General features: G+C 70.7%; 22 protein-coding genes. 11 read left to right on the top strand and 11 right to left on the bottom strand.

Annotation, left to right across the window (positions count from 1 at the left end):
* Positions 1-3 precede the first annotated feature (3 nt).
* Complete coding sequence (locus tag BWI15_RS32405) at positions 4-447, bottom strand: helix-turn-helix transcriptional regulator (protein WP_077018319.1); 444 nt, start codon at positions 445-447, stop codon at positions 4-6.
* 303 nt (positions 448-750) lie between these two features.
* Here BWI15_RS32405 and BWI15_RS32400 point away from each other — a divergent pair, with 303 nt between their 5' ends.
* Entirely contained in the window at positions 751-1,395 is a 645-nt protein-coding gene (locus BWI15_RS32400) for a VanZ family protein (protein ID WP_077018318.1), read from the top strand.
* A 100-nt stretch (positions 1,396-1,495) separates the two neighbouring features.
* On the opposite strand, the gene BWI15_RS32395 is transcribed toward BWI15_RS32400, so the two are convergent.
* Positions 1,496-2,107 (bottom strand): pentapeptide repeat-containing protein, encoded by a 612-nt coding sequence (locus BWI15_RS32395; protein WP_077018317.1) that lies wholly within the window; start codon positions 2,105-2,107, stop codon positions 1,496-1,498.
* Between the two features lie 108 nt (positions 2,108-2,215).
* On the opposite strand from BWI15_RS32395, the gene BWI15_RS32390 reads away from it, so the two are divergent.
* Both BWI15_RS32390 and BWI15_RS32385 read left to right on the top strand, forming a co-directional pair.
* Positions 2,216-3,145, top strand: a complete 930-nt coding sequence (locus tag BWI15_RS32390; protein WP_237771552.1) for an NAD-dependent epimerase/dehydratase family protein — start codon at positions 2,216-2,218, stop codon at positions 3,143-3,145.
* Positions 3,146-3,220: 75 nt separating this feature from the next.
* Positions 3,221-3,979, top strand: a complete 759-nt coding sequence (locus tag BWI15_RS32385; protein ID WP_077018315.1) for a protein phosphatase 2C domain-containing protein — start codon at positions 3,221-3,223, stop codon at positions 3,977-3,979.
* Between the two features lie 82 nt (positions 3,980-4,061).
* Here BWI15_RS32385 and BWI15_RS40525 read toward each other — a convergent pair whose 3' ends face one another.
* From BWI15_RS40525 to BWI15_RS32370, 3 genes are all read right to left on the bottom strand, one after another.
* Entirely contained in the window at positions 4,062-5,339 is a 1,278-nt protein-coding gene (locus BWI15_RS40525) for a DUF4328 domain-containing protein (protein ID WP_143466042.1), read from the bottom strand.
* A gap of 85 nt (positions 5,340-5,424) precedes the next feature.
* Positions 5,425-6,966, bottom strand: coding sequence for a glycerol-3-phosphate dehydrogenase/oxidase (locus tag BWI15_RS32375; protein WP_077018313.1), 1,542 nt, complete (start codon positions 6,964-6,966; stop codon positions 5,425-5,427).
* Positions 6,963-7,604, bottom strand: coding sequence for a TetR/AcrR family transcriptional regulator (locus tag BWI15_RS32370; RefSeq protein WP_083751138.1), 642 nt, complete (start codon positions 7,602-7,604; stop codon positions 6,963-6,965). Before BWI15_RS32370 ends, BWI15_RS32375 begins: the two co-directional genes overlap by 4 nt.
* A gap of 83 nt (positions 7,605-7,687) precedes the next feature.
* On the opposite strand from BWI15_RS32370, the gene BWI15_RS32365 reads away from it, so the two are divergent.
* Positions 7,688-9,253, top strand: coding sequence for an FAD-binding oxidoreductase (locus tag BWI15_RS32365; protein WP_143466039.1), 1,566 nt, complete (start codon positions 7,688-7,690; stop codon positions 9,251-9,253).
* A 3-nt stretch (positions 9,254-9,256) separates the two neighbouring features.
* Here the strand turns inward: BWI15_RS32365 and BWI15_RS32360 are convergent, their stop codons facing one another.
* Positions 9,257-11,473 (bottom strand): outer membrane protein assembly factor BamB family protein, encoded by a 2,217-nt coding sequence (locus BWI15_RS32360; protein WP_077018311.1) that lies wholly within the window; start codon positions 11,471-11,473, stop codon positions 9,257-9,259.
* Between the two features lie 122 nt (positions 11,474-11,595).
* Here BWI15_RS32360 and BWI15_RS32355 point away from each other — a divergent pair, with 122 nt between their 5' ends.
* From BWI15_RS32355 to BWI15_RS32345, 3 genes are read left to right on the top strand one after another with little or no spacing between them, the layout of a single operon-like run.
* Positions 11,596-13,821: a discoidin domain-containing protein gene (locus BWI15_RS32355; RefSeq protein WP_083751137.1), complete on the top strand. Its 2,226-nt coding sequence runs from the start codon at positions 11,596-11,598 to the stop codon at positions 13,819-13,821.
* A 46-nt stretch (positions 13,822-13,867) separates the two neighbouring features.
* A complete protein-coding gene (locus BWI15_RS32350; protein ID WP_077018310.1) occupies positions 13,868-14,584 on the top strand; it encodes an SDR family NAD(P)-dependent oxidoreductase in 717 nt (238 codons plus the stop codon).
* Complete coding sequence (locus tag BWI15_RS32345; RefSeq protein WP_077018309.1) at positions 14,581-15,615, top strand: S-adenosylmethionine:tRNA ribosyltransferase-isomerase; 1,035 nt, start codon at positions 14,581-14,583, stop codon at positions 15,613-15,615. Before BWI15_RS32350 ends, BWI15_RS32345 begins: the two co-directional genes overlap by 4 nt.
* Before the next feature lie 10 nt (positions 15,616-15,625).
* Here the strand turns inward: BWI15_RS32345 and BWI15_RS39090 are convergent, their stop codons facing one another.
* The 4 genes from BWI15_RS39090 to BWI15_RS32330 form a co-directional block, all read right to left on the bottom strand.
* Positions 15,626-15,820, bottom strand: a complete 195-nt coding sequence (locus BWI15_RS39090; RefSeq protein ID WP_143466037.1) for a hypothetical protein — start codon at positions 15,818-15,820, stop codon at positions 15,626-15,628.
* A gap of 102 nt (positions 15,821-15,922) precedes the next feature.
* Positions 15,923-16,720 carry a sugar phosphate isomerase/epimerase family protein gene (locus tag BWI15_RS32340; RefSeq protein ID WP_077018308.1) on the bottom strand — a complete coding sequence of 266 codons (798 nt, stop codon included), beginning with the start codon at positions 16,718-16,720 and terminating at the stop codon, positions 15,923-15,925.
* Between the two features lie 100 nt (positions 16,721-16,820).
* Positions 16,821-18,848 (bottom strand): DUF4328 domain-containing protein, encoded by a 2,028-nt coding sequence (locus tag BWI15_RS32335; RefSeq protein ID WP_237771550.1) that lies wholly within the window; start codon positions 18,846-18,848, stop codon positions 16,821-16,823.
* A 229-nt stretch (positions 18,849-19,077) separates the two neighbouring features.
* Positions 19,078-19,932, bottom strand: a complete 855-nt coding sequence (locus tag BWI15_RS32330) for a DUF4328 domain-containing protein (RefSeq protein WP_237771549.1) — start codon at positions 19,930-19,932, stop codon at positions 19,078-19,080.
* A 160-nt stretch (positions 19,933-20,092) separates the two neighbouring features.
* Here BWI15_RS32330 and BWI15_RS32325 point away from each other — a divergent pair, with 160 nt between their 5' ends.
* A complete protein-coding gene (locus tag BWI15_RS32325) occupies positions 20,093-20,575 on the top strand; it encodes a methylated-DNA--[protein]-cysteine S-methyltransferase (protein ID WP_077018306.1) in 483 nt (160 codons plus the stop codon).
* 177 nt (positions 20,576-20,752) lie between these two features.
* Positions 20,753-21,124, top strand: a complete 372-nt coding sequence (locus BWI15_RS32320) for a hypothetical protein (protein WP_077018305.1) — start codon at positions 20,753-20,755, stop codon at positions 21,122-21,124.
* 63 nt (positions 21,125-21,187) lie between these two features.
* Here the strand turns inward: BWI15_RS32320 and BWI15_RS32315 are convergent, their stop codons facing one another.
* A complete protein-coding gene (locus tag BWI15_RS32315; RefSeq protein WP_077018304.1) occupies positions 21,188-22,081 on the bottom strand; it encodes a DUF5324 family protein in 894 nt (297 codons plus the stop codon).
* 296 nt (positions 22,082-22,377) lie between these two features.
* Between BWI15_RS32315 and BWI15_RS32310 the strand changes: the two genes are divergently transcribed.
* Both BWI15_RS32310 and BWI15_RS32305 read left to right on the top strand, forming a co-directional pair.
* On the top strand, positions 22,378-22,920 hold the full coding sequence (locus tag BWI15_RS32310; protein WP_441327745.1) for a peptidylprolyl isomerase: 543 nt from the start codon (positions 22,378-22,380) through the stop codon (positions 22,918-22,920).
* Between the two features lie 112 nt (positions 22,921-23,032).
* The gene (locus BWI15_RS32305; RefSeq protein WP_077018302.1) at positions 23,033-23,773 is read left to right on the top strand and encodes a rhomboid family intramembrane serine protease; all 741 of its coding nucleotides are present in this window, start codon (positions 23,033-23,035) and stop codon (positions 23,771-23,773) included.
* Positions 23,774-23,783 lie beyond the last annotated feature (10 nt).

Raw genomic sequence — 23,783 nt, 5'->3', positions numbered from 1 at the left:
CCTTCACGCTAACGGCGGCCACGGCACCGGCGCTTCTCGATTCCTGATCGGTCTGCTGACCTGCTTGGTGATGCACGACGGCGGCTCGACCGGCGGCCGGACCTGCTGGCGGTAGACGCTCGGCGGCATGCCGACCAGCTCGGTGAAACGGGTGCTGAACGTCCCCAGCGAGGAGAACCCGACGGTGAAGCAGACGTCGGTCACGGACATGTCGCCACGCCGCAGCAGGGCCATCGCCCGCTCGATCCGCCGGGTCATCAGATACCCGTACGGCGCTTCGCCGTACGCGAGCTTGAACTGCCGGCTGAGGTGCCCGGCCGACATGTTCACCCCGCGAGCCAGCTTCTCGACGTCCAGCGGCTGCGCGTACTCCCGGTCGATCCGGTCGCGGACCTTGCGCAGCAGCTTGAGGTCCCGCAGCCGCTGCGTCTCGTCCGAGGTGGTCACGCCCGAAATCCTCCCATCACGGCAGTCCACGGTCGAGCGCCGAGCGTTCCAGGATTCGCGACCGCGGCGGCCGGCCGGATGGATGTTGCCTTGGGCCACGAATGGCGTGACGTTTCGGCCACGGATTGTCACGAGGCGACCTCCGTTTGCTTGCGGGTGCGTGCAGATGTCCGCAGGGGGCTGGCGAGCGGACGAGCCGTCCCCTGATCGTCTGATGAGGAAAGTTTCACAATGAACCACTGACGTTGTGAATCGCGCGGGGTCCGGTCGGGCGCGCGTGGGCCGTTCGACGACGGAGGATCGGTGCTCGAGACCTATCGCGGTATCCCGCACCTGCTGGACACGTGGCTCGTTCTCACCGGGATGGCGATTCCGATCGCCGTCTCGGCGGTACGGCGGCGCGCCGACCCGCCCGTTCCCCGGCTGGCATCGCTGTCGCTGCCGGCCGGGTTCGCGCTGGTGCTGGCGGCAACCCTGAGTCCGACGCCACACACTCTCGGCGGACTCGGCGCCTGCGGTACGCACCTGACCACGACCGGCGGGCTCACCTCGATCCAGGGGCTGCTGAACGTGGTGCTCTTCGTCCCGGCGGCGGGCCTGCTGACGCTGGCGAGCGGCCGTCCGGCCGACGGGATCGCGGCGGGCATCGGCCTGTCGGCCTCGGTCGAAGCCGTCCAGGCGCTGATCCCCCAGCTCGGCCGGTCCTGCCAGCTGCACGACCTGATCGCGAACACCTTCGGCGCCTTCGTCGGTGTCGGGCTCGTCGCAGGACTGCAAGCGCTCCTCCGGATCCAGCCGCTCAGCAGGCCGGAGTACGTCGTGGAGCACGCCGCGGTGCTGGCAGTTCGTGGCCGGCCGGCGGCGCGGCACCGTCGTACCGGTGTCAGCACCCGGCCCGCGAAGCTGCTGCGGTCGAATCGGCTCCGGCCGGTCGCTCGGCTGCGCTGAGTCACCGATCAGCGGTCCGCTTCCTCACCCCACCACGGAGAGTACAAAGTTATCCACAGGTTGTGGACGAATCGGGGGATAACTTTCGCATCGTCCACAGTCACGGCCGCACATCGAGCCCCAGCGACTGGGCGACGGCCATCGCCTGGGGCAGATCGATGATCGCACCACGGAGCTGGACGGTGAGCGGATCGAGCGACGAAAGGTCCGAGCCACGCAGATCGGCGCCGGTCAGATCGGCGCGCTGCAGCATCGCGCCGGACAGATCGACGTTGCGCAGGGTGGCCTTCGCGGCGCGCAGGCCGGTCAGGTCGGCCTCGCGCAACTTGGTGCCGGTCAACTCCACGCCGCGCAGGTCCGCGCCGGGCAGACCGGTGAACGACCAGTCGCCGCCTTCGGCCTTCAGCAGGTTGTAGGTGCAGTCGTCGAAGAAGCTGCCCATCAGCTTGCAGCGGGTCAGCGTGGTGTCGAAGAACGAGCAGCGCACGAACGTGCAGTTCACGAACGCCGCGTCGGTGTGGGTCGAGGCGTTGAACCGCACGCCGCGGAACGTGCACTCCTCGAACACACCGCCGACGTTCGCCATCTCGGTCATGTCACAGTCCAGGAACAGCACCCGGGTGAAGGTCCGGCCGGACGGGTCGGCGTCGTCCCAGTCCCGGACGGTGGACTCGGTCGCGGGCGCTCGGCGCCCGTGCAGGCGGTCGGCCACAGCAGTCTCCTCTCGGTCCCGCGGGGCGGGCCCTCGTACTCAGCATTGTGACGACCTCGACGGACAACGTTTCCGAGATCGACAAGCACAGCGGGCAAGATGAGTTCGGTGACCGGATCGGAGCGGGTGATGGTGTTCGGCGCCGGCGGCTTCCTCGGAACCCGAATCTGCGCGCTGCTGACCGAGCGCGGGATCGAGCACCGCGGGATGACTCGGAGCACGGGTGAGCCGCATCAGCGGTTCGACCTGGCCACCGGGCACTGCTATGCCCTCGACGCGCTGCTGTCGATGTACAAGCCGACGGTGATCGTGAACGCGGCCGCCACCACCGAGGGGGACCCGGTCGCGCTGACCCGCGGCAACGTGGTCGCGGTCGAGGCGCTGCTCTCCGCGATGCAGCGGACCGCGAACAACGCGCGCTTCGTCCAGATCGGCTCCGCCGCCGAGTACGGCGCCGCGCCGCGCGGTACCGGCCAGGACGAGCAGTTCGAGCCTCGGCCGGACACGGCGTACGGGTACACCAAGCTGGCAGGGTCGGAGTTGGTCCTGCGGACGCGGCGCAACGGCGCCGACGCGGTCGTGCTCCGGTCGTTCGACCTCAGTGGTCCGGGCTCGCCGGCGAGCACGCTGCTCGGACGGGTGGTGCGGGAGGTCCAGGCGACCGACACGCTGCAGCTGGGGTCCCTGGAGGCCTGGCGTGACTTCGTCGACGTCCGCGACGTCGCCGAGGCGGTGGTCGCGGTGGCAGTGACGGACGAGCAACTGCCTCCCGTCCTGAACGTCGGGTCGGGCCAGGCGGCGCAGGCGCGGGACGTGGTGCAGCGGCTGATCGAGCTCAGCGGCACCGGGGCGACGGTGGCCGAGGAGAAACGGCGGGCCGGATCGTCGGCGGACGCGGTCCCGTGGCAGCAGGCGGACACGCACCTGATCGAGGAGACGCTCGGCTGGAGCTGCCGGATTCCGCTCGACGAGTCGCTGGCCGACACCTGGGCCGGGCGCGAGCAGGAGCTGGCGACGTCCCAGCAGGCGCACGCGTAGCACACCCGGCCACCGCTTCGTGGCCGATGGCAACCGGTGCGGAGGGCGCGAACACCAGCCGGGTTGAATGGGCCTGTGGACATCTCGTCGGTGTGTGAGGGCGCTCCTGATCGGCTCGTGGGAGTGAACGAGGACCTGGTGGTCACAGGGCCGGATTTCGTGATCGTGCTCGATGGAGCGACGGCGCCGGCCGGGGTGGACTCGGGCTGCCGGCACGACGTGACCTGGTTGGTCAGGCAGCTCGGGACGCAGCTGGCCGCTCCGCTGATCGGGCGGTCCGGGGCGGCGCTGGCCGATCTGCTCGCGGAGGCGATCGTCGGTGTCGGCGCCGGGCACGGCGGGGGGTGCGATCTGACCAATCCGGACAGTCCTTCGTCCACAGTCGCGATGGTGCGCGTGGGTGCCGAGACGGTCGAGCACCTTGTGCTGGCGGACTCGCCGGTGGTGCTGCGGGCGCCGGACGGCCGGGTGACGACGATCGCCGACGACCGCATCGACTACCTGCCGGAGTACACGCTGGAGGCGGTCCGGAAGGCGCGGAACCAGCCGGGCGGGTTCTGGGTGGCGAGCACCGAGCCGAAGGCGGCGTACGAGGCGGTCTCCGGTACGACGGACCGCGGCGAGGTGGCGTCGCTCGCGGTGATGACCGACGGGGCGTCGCGGTTCTCCGAGCGGTACGGGCACTCCTGGGAGGAGCTGGTCGCGGTGCTCGAGGCGCACGGACCGCGCGGGCTGATCGATCGGGTCCGGGCGTACGACGTCGCGGCCGCGGACGGCAGCTTCCGGGGCAAACGGCACGACGACGCGACCGCCGTGCTCGGCCGCCTCCGCTGACCGCAGCCGCCGGTCCGTCGGCCGCCTCTCGCCCGGCCGGTCGCTCAGCCCGCCCGACAACCTCATCGGCGGCCTCCGGCCGTCAGCGCGAGCCGGCGGGGTACTCGGGTGGCCCGGACTCCCGGGTGGGCCAGGGCGACCTCGGCGGTTCCGCGCGAGGTGCCGGCGGAACCGTGTCGTTCGGACGCGTCGGGCCTGGGCCGTTGGGGCTCGAGCCGGTCGTCCCGCCGTAGCCGCCAGGACCGTACGGACCGGCCGGGCGTGGCGGCTGAGCACCGGAAGCCGGCGGCGCCTGATAGCCCCCAGGACCGTAGAAGCCCGGTCCCTGTCCGCCCGGTACACCCGCGCCGGGATATCCCGGACCAGCGCCGTCCTGAGGCCGAGGCCCGCCAGGAGCACCCGGAAGAGCCTGAGCCGGCCGCGGAGCGTACTGCGGCGTGCTGTCCCGCGGCGGCAGGTACGACGGTGAGTGCGCCGGCAGCGTCGGCCCGAGCGGTACGCCGGACTGCGGGCTGCGCTCGTCGTGCCAGCTGCTGATCTGGAGCAGCAGGAGCGTGAACGTGACGCCGGCCGCGATCAGCAGCACCGTCCCGACGGTGAAGGCGATGTTGACCCCGAGCGCCAGCCGGACCAGATAGTCCTGCAAGTCGTAGATGTCGACGTAGTCGCCGGTCGCGCGAGCCGCGTCGGCGCGGTCGACCAGCCTGACCACCCAGGTGACGAAGCTGATCCCCGCGAACAACCCGCCGCCGACCGCCACCACGCAGAAGCCGACCCAGGCCGCCCACCACCCGTAGAGCAGCCCACGGATCCTGCCGGAACGGGCGACGCCCGGCTGGTTCGGCGGTTCGCTCGCGCGGACGATGTCCTCGACGATCTGCAGCGGGTACCAGAACTGGACCACCGGGCACAGCCACGCCCCGACCGTCCAGCCCGAAGAATGCCGGTGCGCGCCGTGGCCGCCCTGGTACGTCGTGGCGATCGGCGGCTTGAGGATCTCGGTGTTCTCCCGGGCCTGCCAGAGCCAGATCACGACGACGATCCCGGCCGCGGCGAACAGGTAGCCGAGCATGTCGAGCAGCGGACCGGCCCCGATGACGGCCTCGGCGCCGCGCTCCAACTCGTCCTCGGACAGCAGCCCGTAGACCAGCCGCTTCACGTCCTCGTACGAGTTCCACAGCAGGATGGTCTGGACGACGCTGACCAGCGCGGCCCCGGCCATCAGCGCGACGGCGACCAGCGCGAGCCGGCGCAGCGGCCGGTACTTCGCCGGTGGACTCGGAGGCGCACCGGGGAACTGACCCACGTTCTGCGGGTGACTGCCGGGGTACGGACCCTGACCTGGATACGGCTGACTCACGATCCCCACCTCCCCAGGTCGCCGCTACCAACAAGCTATCGCAGCGCGGGGACCGTCCCACCGTTGTCCACAGGCCAACAGCCGATCAGACCGACGCGAACGCCGCCCGCACGGCCGGCAGCGCCAGCTCGCGATCGGCCGCCGACAACCCCAATCTGGTCCGCCGGTCGAGCACGTCCCCCTCGTCCAACGCCCCCTCATGCCGTACGGCGAACCGCAGCTCCGCGTGTGTCGTCGCCAACCCCGGCGCCACCGGCTCCAGCAACGCCGGATCCCCGGCGATCACGTCCGGCGCCTCCACGCCGTACCGCTGGACGAAGCGAGCCGGCGCCTCGACCGTCGCCAGCCGGGACCGGTCGGCCGCGCCGACCAGCGGGATCCGATGCGTCAGGCACGGCCGGCGGACCTCGACCGAAGCCTGTTTCAGCGCGGCGTCGAGCGCGTCCTGCGCCATCCTGCGGTACGTCGTCAGCTTGCCGCCCACGATCGTGACCAGCCCGTCCGGCGCGGTGATCACCGCGTGCCGCCGGGAGATGTCGGCCGTCTTGTCCTCGCCTCGGTGGTGTCCGGTGTCGAGCAGCGGCCGCAGACCGGCGTACGTGCCGATCAGGTCGGCCCGGGTGATCGGCTGGCGGACCGCTCCGCTGATCGTGTCCAGCAGGAAGTCGATTTCGGCGTCGCTGGCCCGCGGTACGTCGCTGACCGGGCCGGGCGCGTCCTCGTCGGTCAGGCCGACGTAGACCCGGCCGTCCGGAGCGGGGATGGCCATCACCACCCGGCGCGGCTCCCCCGGAACGGGCACCGTGAGCACCGCCGACAGGTCGCCGAAGACGGACTGCGGCAGCACCAGATGCGTGCCGCGACTCGGCCGCAGCTTTACGCCGGTCGCGACCTGGCCGGCCCAGATTCCCGCGGCGTTGATCACCATCCGCGCCGCCACGTCGATCCGGCGGCCGCTCAACTGGTCGACCACGACCGCGCCCTGGCCGGTCACCTGCTCGGCGGAGCAGCGGGTCAGCACGCGCGCGCCGTACAGGGCGGCGGTCCGGGCGATCGCGACGACCAGCCGGGCGTCGTCGTACAGCTGGCCGTCCCAGGTCAGGAAGCCGCCGCGCAGACCGTGCGGCCGGACGGTGGGTGCGTAGCGCAGGACCTCCGCCGAGCTGACCCGGCGGGAGTGTGGCAGGTAGTCGTCGCTGGTGTGCGCGGCGGTGCGCAGTACGTCCCCGCCCAGGAAGGCCGAGCGGATCAGCGCGGCCTGCATGAACCTTGCTTCAGGCAACCAAGGCGCGACCTGCGGGACCGGATGGACCAGATGTGGCGCGGTGGTCTTCATCAGGATGCCGCGCTCGACCGCGCTCTCGTAGGCGATGCCGACGTGGCCGGAGATCAGGTAACGGAGGCCGCCGTGCACCAGCTTCGAGCTCCAGCGGCTGGTGCCGAAGGCAAGGTCGTGCTTCTCCACCAGGGCGACGGTCAGACCGCGGGCGGCCGCGTCGAGCGCGACGCCGGCACCGGTCACCCCGCCGCCGACGACCAGGACGTCGACCTGCTGCCGGGTGTCGAGCCAGTCGAGCTCCTTGGTCCGGCGGGCGGCGTTCAGGCTGGAGTTGCCGACCGAGATCATGACGGTGGGTCCGGCACCAGGTAGCGGGTCAGCATCGCGCGCAGCTCCTCGTCGAGGCGGGGATACTCCTCGTGAGTGGCGAGCACCGGCCCGGAGACCGCCGAGGCCAGCGAGACCAGGATGATCTGGCGGGACAGCCAGTCGGGGTCGCCGGCCCGGATCGAACCGTCGGCCTGCCCGGCCTTGATGCCCTCGGCGACCAGCGCGAGATGCGCGACCGTGCTGCTGCCCCGGCGCTCCAGCAGGTACGGCGTGAGGAACTCGGGGTCGAGCTCGATGATCTTGCGCATCAACGGGTGCGTCCGGGTCTTGCCGACCACCTCGACCACACCTTCGACCAGCCGCGACCGTCCGTCCACGGCGTCGGGCTGGAAGGCGGACATCAGCGCGGTGGTCCACTCCCGGGTCATCAGCGCGGCCACCACGGCCTGCACGTTCGGCCAGCGGCGATACAGCGTCGCGCGGGAGACCTCGGCGTGCCGGGCGATGTCGGCCATCGTCATCCGGCGCATGCCGATCGCGAGCAGCAGCTCGTACGCCGCGTCGAGGATCCGCTCCTCCCCGATCGCGTTCGCCGGCGCGGGCCGGGCGGACGGGGTGGCCCCGAGATCACTGAGGTCGCTGCTACGCTGAGACATCACGCGTCAGAGTGTATCAGCGACTCGTGAGGTGCCGGAACAGTCGGACGGTACCTCCGATCATCACCTTTGGGGAGTTCCGCATGACCGAGTCCGACCTGCCGGTGGTGCAACTCACGCCCGGTCGCTGGGGTGACCCGGACCAGCCGGTCGACGTACCCGACGCCGCGCTCGCAGCGCTCCAGCACCTCGGCGTCCGGCGGCCGGTTAGAGCCGAGCAGAAAGATCTTCCCGCCGACGGAACTGTTCCGGAGGCTCTGGTCGACCTGCTCGGCGCCGAGTACGTGAAGGTCGACGGCGAGACCCGCTGGGCGCACACGCGCGGCTACTCCACCCCCGATCTCCTGCGCTTCCGGGCGGGCGACCGGTCGGACATGCCGGAGGCCGTGGTCTTCCCCGGATCGCACGACGACGTGCTGCGCCTGCTCGAGCTATGCACCGAGCTGGGCCTCGCCGTCGCCCCGTACGCCGGCGGAACGTCGGTCGTCGGAGGGTTGGCGCCGTCCACACCGTTCGTGACGGTGGATCTGCGCCGGCTCGACCAGTTGAGCGAACTCGACGAGATCTCCCGGACGGCACGGCTGCAGGCCGGGATGCGCGGGACCGCCGCGGAGGCGGCGCTGGCCGCGCGGGGTTACACCCTCGGCCACTTCCCCCAGTCCTACGAAGGCGCGTCGATCGGCGGGTACGCCGCGACGCGGTCGAGCGGGCAGTCGTCGGCGGGCTACGGCCGGTTCGACCAGATGGTGGTCGGCCTGACCGTGGCGACACCGCGCGGGACCGTCGAGCTGGGCCGGGCGCCGATGTCCGCCGCCGGGCCTGACCTGCGGCAGCTGTGGCTCGGATCGGAGGGCGCGCTCGGGATCATCACCTCGGTCGTGGTGCGGATCCGCCCGCGTCCGGTCGAGCGGTTCTTCGAGGGCTGGCGGTTCGGCAGCTTCGCGCAGGGACTCGACGCCGTGCGCCGGCTCGCGCAGGACGGACCGCTGCCGACCGTGCTGCGGCTGTCGGACGAGGCCGAGACGGCCGTCAACCTGGCCGACCCCGACGTGCTCGGCAGCGCGAGCGGCGTCCAGGTGATCGTCGGCTTCGAGGGCACGGCGACCGCCGTACGCCGAGCCGCTGTGGCCGAGGTGCTCTCGGCTGCGGGTGGCGAGTGCCTCGGCGAAGGTCCCGGCGAGACGTGGCGCAAGGGCCGGTACCGCGCGCCGTACCTGCGTGATCCGCTGCTCGACGAAGGTGCGCTGGTGGAGACGCTGGAGACCGCCGCGTTCTGGTCGAAGCTGCCGGCGCTCAAGACGGCTGTCACCGAAGCGCTGGCGAACTCGCTCGGCGGGCAAGGTACGCCGCCGTTGGTCCTGTGCCACGTGTCGCACGTCTACGAGACCGGCGCGTCGCTCTACTTCACCGTCGTCTGCGCCCAGGCGGCCGACCCGATTCACCAATGGCGGCAGGCGAAAGCAGCAGCCGGTACGGCGATCGCCGCGGCCGGCGGGACGATCACGCATCACCACGGGGTGGGCACCGACCACCGCGACGCGTACGCCGCCGAGGTCGGAGCGCTCGCGATCGGCAGTCTGCGCGCGGTCAAGCGAATCGTTGATCCAGGCAACATTCTCAGCCCGGGCATCCTGCTGCCCGAGGCCTGAGGCTCACTGCAGGGCGATGACCGCGTTCTCGCCCGACACCAGAACCTGGTTGCCGGCCGCGTGGACGCCGCGCCGGCAGACAATGCCCTCCGGCAGCGTGACCCGGCGCTGACCGGTCTGGCCGAGCACCATCAGATCGCACGCTCTGCCCGTCTCCTGGAGCCAGACGACCCGCGCGTCGGTGGTGACCGCGACGTCTTTGCCGACGAAGCCGGGAACTGTCTGCTGCCAGGCGAGTTCCCCGGTCCGGGCGTCGACGACCGTGGCGACAACCGCGGTCGACCTGCTCGCCGCGGAGGGACAGTTCAGCAGAACCACCTGCTGGCCGGCCGAGACCACTTTGCTGTTGCAGGTCCAGGCAGCGGGAAGCGGCCAGCGCCAGGCGACCTCGCCGCTGCGTGCCTCGAGAGCGACCAGCGTCCCGCGGGAGCCGGCGCGCGCTTCCACACCGATCACCAGATCGTCGACCGTCACCTCGGTGTCGCCGACCCAGTCCGCCGGCCGGGACCACAGCTGCTTGCCGGTCTCGAGATCCAGCGCGGTCATCTCGTCCGTCGCGTCACCGCAGCTGCGGTTGAGGAACGTGACCACCGTGTCCGCGGTGGCGGTGGCGGTGATGCTGGTGCACCGGCCGGGCTCGAACGTCCAGCGCGCCTCACCGTCGTCGTTCACGCCACGCAACTTGTCCGACCCCTTGGCGACCTGCTCTCCGGTCAGCAGCGGATCGGCGTTCTCCAGCGTGTGGTCCCGCGTGCCGCGCGGCCAGGCTGCCGCGCGGTGGCCAGTGGCCGCGTCGAGCAGGAGGTAGCCGATGTCGTCGAACTCCGCGAGCACGAACCGGCCGCCACCCGTGACGGACAGCTTGGGGCGGTCGTCGGAGTCGGCCCGGGAGTAGCGCCACAGCACGTCGCCGGTCCCCGGAGCGAGCAGCTCGACCGAGCCGGTCTGCCGGGCGATGGCGATGCCGTAGCGGGTCGGGACGCCGACGGCCTCGGCCCGCAGCGAACTGGCCGGGCTCTCCCAGGCGATTCGCCCGGTCAGTTCCGACCGCAGCTCCGCGGCTTCGGGCGCGGTCGTCCCGGTGACGCGCTCGTTCGCGCTCAGCACGTACTCACGACCGATCGGGGCCGCGACGAAGACGGTGGCGGCGACGACCAGTGCGGCCGCCGTGGCGCCGGCCAGGAGCTGACCCCGGTTGGGCGCCGGCAGCGGTCCGGTCAGCGACGCCGAGACGAACGCGGCGAGACCGCCGAGCAGCAGCAGGGCGAGTGAGACGACCACCAGCGGAACCCGTTCACCGGGCCCGTTCGAGGCGGTGTGGTCCGGGATCAGCACGATCGCGACCACCAGTCCCGCCGCTGCGGCGACAGTCACCAGGCCCGTACCGATCCTGGCCCACCGATCACTGCGCCGAGCGCCGGCGAAGAGCAGCGGGACCGCGACGAGGGCGAGCACACAGAGCAGTCCCGGCCGCCAGGCGGACTCCGCGCGGATCGAAGACTGCCACCGCGTGTCTGTCGCCACAAAGGCAGCGAACGCCGCGACGAGCGGGCTGACCGCCGCGACGCCGATCAGCGCCGCGCGGCGCCACCCACGCCAGGGCGCGGGGATCTCGGCGTCCAGGAGCTCGAGCTCGCGGGCGAGGTTGGCGCGCGCGGCCGCGTCGTACCGGTCGCGGCCGAGCTGAGTGCGGTAGATCGGCCCGTCGAGCAGTTCGCGGACCGCGGCGTGACGCTGTTTGACCGTCGTGACACGGTCGTCGCCGTCTCGGCGGAGCTCGGCGGCGTGCACCGCGTAGCTCGGGCCGGCCAGGGTCGCGTTGACGGCGTCGAGCAGGACGTCGGCGTTCGGGCCGGCGTCGGGAGACGCTGAGGTGACGGTCAGCCGGACCAGCCGTGCGACCTCGGCGGTCCGGGTCGAGGTCACGCCGTACGACGGCAGCTTCTGCTCAGCCAGTACGGCGGACGCTTCGGCGTCGGCGGCCGGTCGGCCTCCGGGCTCGTGGACCGCGCGGTGGAACCAGGCGGCGAGGTAGACCGCGGTCGGATCGGTGCTGAGCTGGTCCAGGACGCCGAGCGCGTCCAGGACTCCCTGCAGGTACTGCTCGCGGTAGGCGCGCCGATCGTCCACCCGGTAGCGCGCGACCAGGTCGTCCGCCAGCGCGGCCGCGTCCGGCAGGAGGTCGTTCCACCGCTCACGTAGCCCAGTCACGCACGTCATAGTGGCAGCACTCGACACCTGTCGCGAAGTTGCGCAAAGCAGTCGAACTATTGCAGAAAGATGTTCCCATCCTTAAGGTGTGGCGAAATTCCTCCCCTCCGCCCCCGAGGAAGGTGCCTCTTATGTCCGCCCCCAGAGATCCCGCCCCCAGGCGTCCCGGCCGCCGGATCACCGCGCTCGCCGTCACCGCGACCTCCGCCCTCGCAGCCATCGGCTTGTCCCCCGCCGTCGCCGCCCCCACAACGCCGGCCGCCGTCCAAGCCGTCGGTGCGTCGCTGCCCTTCACCATCGTCGAGGCCGAGCACTCGGCCACCAACGGCAGCAAGATCGGCCCCAGCTACACCCAGGGCACCCTCGCTGCCGAAGCCTCGAACCGCCAGGCCGTCACGCTCAACGGCGGCCAGTACGTCGAGTTCACCGCGCCGGCCACCACCAACGCGATCACCGTCGCGTACGCCGTTCCGGACGGCCGCTCCGGCACCCTGTCGGTCTACATCGACGGCCAGAAGCTGTCCCAGCAGCTCGCCGTCACCTCGAAGTACAGCTATCTCGACACCAGCTGGATCGCCGGGTCGCGCACCCACAAGCTCTACGACCACGCGCGGCTGCAACTCGGCCGGACCGTGAACGCCGGCGCGAAGATCAAGCTCCAGGTCGACGGCGAGAACACCGCCGGCCCGTACACCATCGACGACGTCGAGTTCGAGAACGTCGCCGGGCCGGCCGGTCAGCCGGCCGGATCGATCTCGATCACCAGTCGCGGCGCCGACCCGAACGGAGCCAACGACTCGACCGGCGCGATCCAGCAGGCGATCGACGCGGCCCGCGGTTCCGGCGGCGTGGTCTGGATTCCGCCGGGCCGGTACAAGGTCGGTGGCACGATCAACCCCGACGGCGTGACGATCCGCGGCGCCGGGCGCTGGCACTCGACGCTGCTCAGCCACCATCTGATCGATCGCCCGAACGGCGGCGGCAACGTGCGGCTGCACGACTTCGCCGTGATCGGCGAGGTGACCGAACGGAACGACTACTCGCCGGACAACTTCGTCAACGGCAGCCTCGGCCCCAACTCGGTGGTCTCCGGCCTGTGGCTGCAGCACCTCAAGGTAGGGCTCTGGCTGACCGGCAACAACGACAACCTGGTGGTCGAGAACAACCGCTTCTACGACCTCACCGCCGACGGCCTGAACCTGAACGGGACGGCGTACAACGCGCAGGTGCGGAACAACTACCTGCGCAACACCGGTGACGACGCGCTGGCCGCCTGGTCGCTGCACGCGGCCAACCGGAGCTCGGTGTTCGCCAACAACACGATCGTGCAGCCGAACCTGGCGAACGGCATCGCGATCTACGGCGGTACCGACATGACGGTGCGGGACAACCTCATCCAGGACACCAACCCGCTCGGCGGCGGCATCGCGATCTCGAACCAGTCGTTCGGGTCGCCGTTCTTCCCGCTGGCCGGGACGATCAACGTCTCCGGCAACACCCTGGTCCGGACCGGGTCGATGAACCCGAACTGGGGACAGAACCACCCGCACGGCGCGATCCGGGTGGACGCGTACGACAGCCCGATCAACGCCCAGGTCAGGCTGACGAACAACCGGTTGGTCGCCAGCCCGTGGTCGGCGTACCAGTTCGTCGACGGTGGCGGCGCCGGACGGGCGGTCCAGAACGTGATCGTGGACGGCGGGTCGATCGAAGGTGCCGGGACGTTCGCCTTCCAGGCCGAGACGACCGGATCGGCGACGGTCAGCAACGTCCGGGCCACTGGAGTCGGACGGGCCGGCGTCTACAACTGCGCCTATCCCAGCGGGACGTTCGCAGTGAACCGTGGAGCCGGCAACAGCGGCTGGGACTCGACGTGGAGTGGTTGCACCTGGGTCGAGCCCGGGACCGGCGGCGGCACCGATCCCGGTCAGCCGACCGGCAACCTCGCGGCAGGCAAGCCGGTCACCGCGACCAGCCAGGTGCAGAACTACACACCGGCCAACACCGTCGACGGAAACGCCAACAGCTATTGGGAAAGCGCGAACAACGCCTGGCCACAGTCGCTCACCGTCGACCTCGGCAGCACCCAGAACGTCAAGCGGCTGGTCCTGAAACTCCCACCGAGCGCGGCGTGGGCGACCCGCACGCAGACCATCGCGGTGCACGGCAGCACCACCGGATCGGCGTACACCCAGCTCGCCGGGGCGGCCGGTCGCACCTTCGACCCAGGAACCGGTAACACCGCCACGATCACGCTGCCCAGCGCTGTCGGCGCCCGCTACGTCCGCCTCACCTTCACCGGCAACACGGGCTGGCCCGCCGGTCAGCTCTCGGAGTACGAGATCTACACGTCCTGACCGAAGGGTTGACCTCAAGTCCACTTGAACGATGAGAGTGGCGGGCATGACTTCTTCACAGAATCGTCCCGTTGCTCTGGTCACCGGCGCCTCGGCCGGGCTCGGGCTGGCACTGGCCCAGGGCCTGGCCGAGCGCGGCTGGGCCCTGATCATCGACGCCCGCGGCGCCGACGCGCTCAAGGACGCGGCCGACACGTTGGCCGCGAACACCGATGTGGTTCCCCTGGCCGGCGATGTGACCGACGCCGAACACCGCGCTGATCTGGTCGAGGCGGTCGGCGAGCTCGGCCGGCTGGATCTGCTGGTGAACAACGCGAGTTACCTCGGGCCGAGCCCCTTGCAGCGGTTGGCCGGCGCCGACCTGCAGGAGCTGCGCCGGGTGTACGAAGTCGACGTGATCGCGCCGATCGCGTTGACCCAGGCGCTGATTCCCGAACTGAGCAAGGCCTCGGGCATCGTGCTCAACATCAGCTCCGACGCCGCCGTCGAGGCCTACGAAGGCTGGGGCGGCTACGGCTCGGCGAAGGCCGCGCTGGACCACGCGAGCGCGGTGCTCGGCGCGGAGCATCCCGAGCTCGCCGTGTACGCCGTCGATCCCGGCGACCTGCGGACCGCGATGCACCAGGCCGCCTTCCCTGGTGAGGACATCTCCGACCGGCCCGAGCCGGCGACCGTCGTACCGGCGTTGCTCGGGTTGCTGGACAGCCGGCCGGCGAGTGGTCGCTACCGGGCGGCCGAGTTCGCACCGGCGGTGACGTCGTGAAAGTCCATCCACAGACCCGATTCACGCTGCCCGACGAGCTGAACGCGGTCGAGCCGCCGGAGGCCCGCGGGCTGGCCCGGGATGAGGTGAAGCTTCTGGTCGCGGAGGGGTCGGCCGTGAAGCACACCCGATTCGACCGGATCGGCGAACACCTGCGGCCCGGCGATCTGTTGCTGGTGAACACGTCCGGCACCTTGGCCGCGGCTGTCGACGGCTCGTGGGTGAGCGGGGCCGGCGTGACACCGGTGGTCGTGCACTTCTCGACAGCGCTGGACGACGGCACCTGGGTGGTCGAGCTGCGCAGCGGGGGATCGCCGATGCTGGACGCGTCGACCGGTGACCAGGTGGAGCTGCCGGACGGCGTACTGACGCTGCTGGGGCCGTACCAGCCAGGCTTGACGCGGTTGTGGCGGGCGCAGCCCCCGGCGGCCGACGTGGTCGCGTACCTGCGCAAGCACGGGCGGCCGATCACCTACAAGTACGTCGACCGGCAGTGGCCGCTCGGGTTCTACGAAACCGTGTTCGCCAACCAGCCGGGTTCGGCGGAGATGCCGAGCGCGGGCAGGCCGTTCAGCTTCGAGCTGGTCAGTCAGCTGGCGGCGGCCGGCGTACTGATCGCGCCGATCCTGCTGCACTGCGGAGTGTCGTCACTGGAGAGCCACGAACCACCCTTGCCCGAGCGGTACGCCGTATCCGAACCCACCGCACGGCTGGTCAACTGGGTGAAGGCCAACGGCGGCAGGGTGATCGCCGTCGGCACGACAGCAGTACGCGCGATCGAGTCGGCAGCGCGACCGGACGGATCCGTCGCGGCGTCGAGCGGCTGGACCGAGCTGGTCCTCGGCCCCGACCGGCCGGCCGTGGTCGTGGACGGGCTGATCACCGGCATGCACGCGCCCGAGGCGTCCCACCTGCTCCTGCTCGAGTCCGTCGTCGGCGGTGCCGTCGTCCAGCAGGCGTACGACGCGGCGCTGGAGCAGCACTACCTTTGGCACGAGTTCGGCGACGTTTGCCTGATGCTGCGGGGCTGACCGGCCTTGGTCAGGTGTGGTCCGCCTCCACCGGGTCCCCGGCGGTGACGATCTCCTCCGCCTGACCGAACCCGGTCAGATCCGCAGCCGGTTCCGTCGCCGGCGTTCCACCTTCGTTGCCCGGCCGGGCCCGCTTGTCCACCGCCCGCGGACTCACCGGAACCACAGCCGCACGCTCGTAGCGCTCATCGCGAATGTCCTTCACTGCTGCAAGGTCCCCCGTCGGGACTTCACCTGTTTGACGAGTCACCAGTGCCCGGCGTCATGCGTCGAGGCACAACCGATTCCCAATTGTGGCCTAGGCCAATTAGTTCGATTTTGAACCGCTCTGGCCGGCGATCCACGCGCGCGTGGCGGGCAGCGCCTCGGCCAGCGGCGGAAGCTCGGCGTGCCACTTGCGCTCCCACTCCAGCGAGAGGCGATAGTCCGTCCCGTCCAGGGCGCGCAGCAGGTCGCCGATCGGATAGTCGCCGAGGCCGATCCGGACCGGCTTGAAGTCCTGCCGGGAGTCGTGGTCCTTGATCTGGACGAACTCCAGCCAGGGCCGCAGGAGTTCGAGCGACTCGGCCGGAGTCTCACCGGTCCGCCGGGTGTGCGCGGCGTCCCAGATCACCTTCGCGTTGTGGCCCGGGACTTCGCGGTCGAGCAGTGCGCAGAACGCGGCGATGCTGCGGCCGGACGAGTGCGTGTCGTGGGTCTCCAGCAGCACGCTGACCTCGGTGGAGGCTTGCTGGATCCGGTCCATCGCGCGAAACTCGCCCGGCGTCGGCGAGTCGGCGGGGGCGCCGTCGTCCTTCGGGTCGTCGCGCATGAACACTCGCACGCCGCGAGCGCCGAGGTCGTGCGCGAGCTCCAGGTGCTCGGTGAGGGGCTGCTCCTCGACGCCGCACAAGTGGACGTAGCTGTCGACCGCGAGGATCTCCAGCCCGGCGTCCTCGATCCGGCTCCGCAGCGTGCGGCGTTCGGCCGGGGTCAGCCCGACGTGGGTGAACTCGTCGTCGGCGGCGCGCAGTTCGAGGCCCGAGCAGTCGTTGGCCTTCGCGAGGTCGAGCACGGTCTCGAGCGGATCGCCGGCGCAGCCGAGCGTGGAGAAAGCCAGGGTCATGCTCACCCACCCTAACGTGCAAACGCTTTCCGCGCAGGATGGAAAAGAGGCCTGATCCCGGACGCGGGACCAGGCCTCTCGGGGAGGGCCGGGGGCTGGGTCAGACCCAGCGGCGGCGGGGATGGGTTCTCGGGGCGCTGTGCTCGCCGGTGTCCTCGGCGTCGGCCGGCGGCTCCGCGGGCTCGTACGAGTACGGCGTCTGCTGGTACGGCGACTCGGCCGGCTGCGAGTGCTCGGTCGAGCCGGAGTCCGGCGCGTACGACTCGGGCGCGTAGTTCGGGCTGTAGTCGTAGCTCGTGTCGGAGTAGCTGCTGCTCGCCGACGAACCCGCGCTGTAGGAGTCGTACGTCGAGCTGTACGACTCGTACGACGGCTCGGCCGGCGCGTAGGAGGAGCTGTAGTCGGAGTAGGTCGACTCCGTGTACGACGAGCTGTAGTCCGGGGTGTAGGCCGTCTCGTAGCTCGTCGGCACCGCCGGGGCGTCGTACGCCGCGTAGGTCGGCTCCGGGGCGTAGCTCGGCTCGCTCGGCTCCGGCCCGTACGACGGGACCGGCGGCAGCGGCTTCGACGGCGTGAGGTAGTCGTCGTCCGCGGCCGGCGACTGGAACGCCGGCTCCTGGAAGACCGGCGCCGCGGGCTGCACCGTCGACGGGCTGTCCACCGCGACCCGAGCGGCCCGGCGACCAGCGCGCGCAACGGGTGCGGGCTCCGGCTCGGGCGCGGGGATCGGCGCCGACGAGGTCAGGTAGTCGGACGTGGTCTCGTAGGAGTAGCCCTGCGCGTAGGTCGACGCCCAGGACGGCTGCTCCGGCTCGGGCGCCGGGGCGGGCTCGGGCTGGTACGAGTACGGGTCGGGCTGGGTCTCGGCCAGCGTCGGCGGAGCGACCGTCTCGGCCTGCCAGCTCGGCAGCGGAGTCGACAGCAGGTCGTCATCGGTCGAGCTGTAGCTCGTGGTGCTCGCCCAGCTCGGCAGCTCCAGACCGGACGCGGTCTGCTGGTACGACGGGGTGGCCTCTTCGACGCGGCCGGGCTCGTCCTGCCAGGTCTCGATCGGGCTGAACTGCTCGGTGGCCGGGCCGCCGTCCTGCCAGGTCTCCACGACCGGCGCGAACGGGCTCCAGGCCGGCGCCTCGTCCTCGGTGGGCGCACTCGCCGCGGGCGCCGCGAACGGGGTGGGCGCACTCGCTGCGGGCGCCGCGAACGGCGATCCGCCGGCCAGGCCGGGTCCGGCGCCGAGCGGGCTGCTCGCGGCCGGCGCGTCGTACTGGTTCGGGGGCTGCTGGTTGTAGCCGGTCTGCCGCTCCGGCGAGCGCTCCAGGCGCAGGGCCGGTGCCGCGATCGGCTCGGTGATCGGCGGCTGCTCGGAGGTGTCGTCGTCGGCGTACGTCGGGACGGCGGTCAGCTTCGGCTCGCGCTGGTCCCACCACGGGATCCACTCGCGGCTGGTCTGCATGGCGTTGATCTTGCGGATCACCAGCGTGCCGCCGACCGCGGCCGCCGCGGTGAGCAGCAGCGACGCCGTGCCGGCCAGCGCGATGCCGCGCAGCGTGCCGACGGTTGGGTCCATCCACATCAGGAACCGGCGCACCACCACGTCGAACGCGAGCGCGCCGACCCAGGTGATCCACCACACCTGGGTCAGCAGCGGTGGCCTGAATCGGCGCAGGTCGTCGGCGTACACGGGGGTCTTCGGATCGCTGGCCAGCCAGACGTCGTCCACGATCTGCTTGGGATAGATCAGGTTCGGTCCGGGGCAGAACCAGCTGGCCAGCACCCAGCCGTGGCTGCGGCGGTGGTCGGCCTGGCAGAACACCTCGGAGTTCACCCGGGCCCGCCACAGCCAGATCACGAAGACCACGGCGGCGGCGACCGAGACGATCACGTTCGGGATCGAGGTGAGCCGGGAGAGGGTGTCGGCCCGGTTCAGGTCCGCGTCGTCGACGTTCAGCCCGCCGCCCAGGTACTGGTTGACGACACCGTAGGTGTTCCAGTCCGACCAGGTGGACAGCAGATGAGTGAGGGTGGAGGCGCCGAGCAGACCGATCGCGATCTTGCCGACGGTGCCGACCTGCTGGAACTCCTCAGCAGCATGCGGCTGCCACTCGTCGTTGTTTTCGACAGCGGACAAGACCGCCGTTTGCGGGTGGCTCACGTCGTGCGTCCCTCGCGTTGCTGGAACTCCGTCTGTTCGGCGTTTCGGTCGAATCCTGCCCCCGCGTGACCGAGCCCCATTGATACCACGAAGTAAGTACCCGTGGGGAGCCGAGCCCAGCACGGAGGGTATCGACTTAACGAGTTCTTTTCCAACGGACATCACCACTTGTAACGACTCACTGGACGGTGCGTGACGGGTTGGTTTACGACGCAGGATTCCCAGCGCCGCCATGCGCCGGGCCGCTCGCCGGGTCGATCGCCCACCACGGGGTCCACGGCCGCTGGGTCTGCAGGTCGTTGATCCGCTGGATCAGCAGCATCGCGAGCACCGCCGCCGCCGTCGTGCTGACCGCCGAGACGGTCGCCATCCAGGCGTTCTGCCGCAGTTCGCCGAGCTGCGGTACGCCGTCCAGGACGCTGCGCTGGCCGACGTTGTCGAGCACCAGCCCGACCACCCAGGTCAGCCACCAGGCCCAGACCAGCCGGGTGCCGGGGATGCCGCGCAGGGTCGGGATGTGCGGGGGCGTGCGCGGATCGCTGGCCGCGACGATGTCGTCGACGACCTGTTTGGGGTACCAGAGGTTGACCACCGGGACGATCCAGCCGCCGAGCACCCAGCCGCGGGTGTAGCGGTGCTCGCCGCGGCAGAACATCTCCGCGTTCCAGCGGACCCGCCACAGCCAGACGATGAACACCGTGGCCGCGACGAACAGCGCCAGCGCGGCGATGATGCCGAACAGCCCGGAGATCAGGTCGGCGTCGTCCATCCGGCTCGGGTCGCCGCCGTACCGGCGCAGGGTGCGGTAGGAGTTCCAGTCCGACCAGGCGGTGGCCCAGCTCATCACCGTGACCACGCCGATCATGATCGAGGCCGCCAGGCCCATCGCGTGCTCGGAGGTGAACCACCGATCCTGCGGCGGCTGCGGCGGCCGCTTCGGCACCAGATGCGCGCCGCCGGCCTCCGGTACGCCGTACCGCGGGTCCGCCGGCGGGGTGCTGGAACGGTAGGTGCCGGGCAGGTAGCGGGGCAGATCGGAGCCAGGGGTCTGGTTGGACACGAACACCCCTCGCTGCCAGGTGGAAAGCGGGCGACCCAGAAATAGCACACACACTGTGACGACGCCAGGACATTGTGTGGCCGGCGTCACGCTCCGCGGTCCATTCTGCCGGGCGTCCAGCCGCTCGAGAACTGTCGGTGGCAGGGCGGAGGATGGAGCCATGCGCTGGTCCGTGATCGATTCGCCCATCGGTGACCTGTCCCTGGCCGTCGACGACACCGGAGTGTGCCGGGTGTCGTTCGGCGTGGTCGAGGGGATCGAGCCGGCCACCGTTCCCGATCCGCTGCTGACCGAGACCCAGGAGCAGCTCAAGGCCTACTTCGCCGGCGAGCGGACCGACTTCGACCTGCCGCTGTCGGTGCGCGGCGGCTCGGCCTTCGAGCGCGCGGTCTGGCAGCAGCTGACCCGCATCCCGTACGGCGAGATGCAGACCTACGGCGACGTCGCCAAGGCGGTCGGCGATCCGGGCGCGGCCCGCGCGGTCGGCGTCGCCTGCAACCGCAACCCGTTGCCGCTGGTCGTGCCCTGTCACCGGGTGGTCGGCGCGGGCGGCAAGATGGTCGGCTTCGGTGGCGGCATCCCCCGCAAGCGGCATCTGCTGGAGCTCGAGGCCCGGGTCGCCTTCGAGAACCTCTGGAGCTGAGCGCCCGGCCCGGCGCGACCTGACCGAACCCTTACTCAGGAGTACCGCCGGGCGGTGGCCGAACCACCCCTCGGAACGGCTAAGGTCGCTCGGAGCGACCGGACTGACACGCTTCAGACAACCGTTCCAGTGTGACCGGTCCGGACCCCGCCCCGACCTTCAGCCCGGAGACGAACGATGAGCCACTCCCCAGCCGATCGCCCGGTCACCACCGGCGACCCGCTCCACCCGGACCTGCACGCGTTGATGGACAAGAGCGCCGAGGAGTGGTCGGCGCCGGAGATCCAGAACGCCGCGCGGGAGGCGCTCCAGTTGCACGCTCCGGACCGGGAGCCGCTGACCAGGATGAAACGGTTCGGCGTCCTGCCGTGGCTGCACCGCAACGACGCCGTCTGTCTGCACTGCGGGGCGACCTATCCGTGCATCACCCACCGGTACGCGACGCAGCTGCTGTCGGCCGGCCGGATCTCCACCACCCGCGGCCCGAACGACGAGTACGACGACGTGGACGTCTTCGCGGACGACCCGCGCGACGATCCCATCAGCTGAGGCCCGGACAGCACGAAGGCCGCGAACCCGTCGGGGTCGCGGCCTTCGCCGTTGCGGAGCAGGTCAGGAGTTGGACGGCTTGCCGCTGTCCGGGCTCCCGCCACCGGCCGGCTTGCGGGCCGACGGGGTGGCCTTCTTGGCGGTGCCGTTCGACGCCGCCTTGGCCTCATCGGTCTTCGCGTCGTCGCTCTTGTCTGCCTCGGTCTCGGTCTTGCCGTTCGAGGTCGAGGTGCCGGTCGGGCCGCCGGCCGGCGTGGCGCCGGTCGTCGACGTACCGGTCGTCGAGGTACCGGTCGTCGTCGTGCTGGTCTTCGCGGCCTCGGGCTTGGCGGTCTCGGTCTTGTCCGCGGCCGGCTTGTCCGCGGACGGACGCGACGTCGTACCGGAAGGGGCCGAGCTGTAGTCGCGGCCGCTGGTCGGGGTCGACTGCCAGGCCGGCTCCGGCGGGGTCATCAGCTTGCGGACGGCGGCGGCGGCCAGCGCGCCGAAGCCCAGCAGCAGCGCGAAGTTGCGCAGCTTGTGGGTCTTCTTCGGGACCTGGAGCTCGCCCCGCAGCGCGGCCTTGGTCGCCTTGCCGCGGCGCGACGTCTCCTCGACCACCGGCTCCGCGGCCGCGGCCAGGGCGGCCAGCGCGGCGGTCACCTTCGGCAGCAGGTCGTCGTTGAACCGCTCACGCGCCTTCTCGGCGGCGTGCTCGGTGGCCGGTCCGACCTTGCTCAGCGCGTCGTCGATCACGGGTCCGGCCTTCTCCACCGCGGTGTGCGCGATCGAGGCGCCGCGCTCGACGGCCTTTTCGGCGTACGGCGACACCTTCTCCCGTGCGGTGCCCACGGCCGGCCCGAGGTGGTCGCGGACCTGGCCCGCCACCGGTCCGACCTTCTGCGACGCCGATTCGGCAAGCGGCCGGACCCGGTCCTTCGCGGTCTCGACCCGGCCCTTGGACTTCAACAAACCCACGGTTCCTCCTCGATGGTCGCCCGCGCCGCGGGCTCGGTCCGGCCCAGCGACGGAGTGGGACGACCTGTACGGCTTCTGGACAAATCCGGCTGCATCTGCATCGTACGACGTACCCAGCCGATAAACCGGCCGCCCCGGCGCGGGTTCACCCGCGATCGCGGCCGGGCCGGTGGGCAAACGTTGTCCCGGGCCGCCGGCCGGTCCGGCTGGGCTTTCCCGGCCGGTCGGTCGGTGCGAACTTGATCCGTCGTGACAGGATCGAGGGCGTCAGTTGCTATTCGATGAGGAGTACTCCCGTGGCCGAAGAACTGTTCGCGACCCTGCAGACGACGAAGGGCGACGTCGTGATCAGGCTGTTCCCCAACCAGGCGCCGAAGACGGTGAAGAACTTCGTCGGTCTCGCGGAGGGCACCCAGGAGTGGACCGACCCGGAGACGGGTGAGAAGAAGACCGAGCGGTTCTACGACGGCCTCGGCTTCCACCGGGTGATCGACGGCTTCATGATCCAGGGCGGCTGCCCGCTCGGCACCGGCACCGGCTCGCCGGGCTACGCCTTCGACGACGAGATCCACCCGGACCTGCAGTTCGACCGCCCGTACCTGCTGGCGATGGCGAACGCGGGCATCCAGTTCGGCCGCGGCACCAACGGTTCGCAGTTCTTCGTCACCGTGGTCCCGACCCCGCACCTGAACCGCAAGCACACGATCTTCGGCGAGGTCGCCGACGACGAGTCGAAGAAGGTCGTCGACGCGATCGCCACCGCGAAGACCGGTGCCGCCGACCGTCCGGTCGAGCCGATCGTGATCAACAGCGTGAAGATCGAGACCCGCACCAACTGACCTTCGGCACCACCCAGCACTTCTGCACTGTTCGTTGCCACGGCGGCCGATCTCCGGATCGGCCGTTCGTGACTTCGGCGATCTGTCAGCGATCCACCGAGAGGATCAGGCCGTGACCGAGACCGTCTGCTACCGGCACCCGGATCGGCCCACCGGCGTGCGCTGCCAGCGCTGCGAGAAGCCGATCTGCCCGGCCTGCATGAACACGGCGTCGGTCGGCTTCCAGTGCCCCTCCTGCTTCAACGAGGGCGTGAAGTCGGTGCCGAAGACCCGGACGTCGCTGGGCGGGGTCGCGCGGGGCAACACCCAGGTCGTCACGCTGACGCTGCTGGCGGTCAACGTGCTGGTCTTCATCGCGGTCCGCAGCAGCAACAGCCGGCTGGTGAACGACCTGGTCCTGGTCCCGGCGCTGGTGGACACCGAGCCATGGCGCCTGCTGACGTCGGCGTTCACCCACCTGCAGATCTTCCACATCTTCTCCAACCTGTTCATGCTCTACCAGGTCGGTCCCCCGCTCGAGCAGATGCTCGGCCGGCTGCGCTTCATCCTGCTGTACTTCCTGTCCGCCGTCGGCGGCGGTGTCGCCGTCTGGATGCTGAGCAACCCGATCGGCGCCACGCTCGGCGCGTCCGGTGCCGTGCTCGGACTGGTCGGAGCGCTGCTGGTGATCAGCAAGGCGCGCGGCATGGACGTGACCTGGATCCTCGTCTACGTGGCGATCACGGCGGTCATCTCGTTCACGTTCCCGAACATCTCCTGGCAGGGTCACCTCGGCGGCTTCGTCGTCGGCGCGGCGCTGGCCTGGCTGTTCCTCCAGGAAACCAAGAGCCGCCGCAAACGCGCCCGCACCTGACGTACCGGCT

The organism is Kribbella sp. ALI-6-A, from assembly GCF_001984195.1.
Classification (GTDB): domain Bacteria; phylum Actinomycetota; class Actinomycetes; order Propionibacteriales; family Kribbellaceae; genus Kribbella.
Note: the sequence above shows the minus strand (reverse complement) of the source record. Positions and strands in the feature narration are given on the sequence as shown.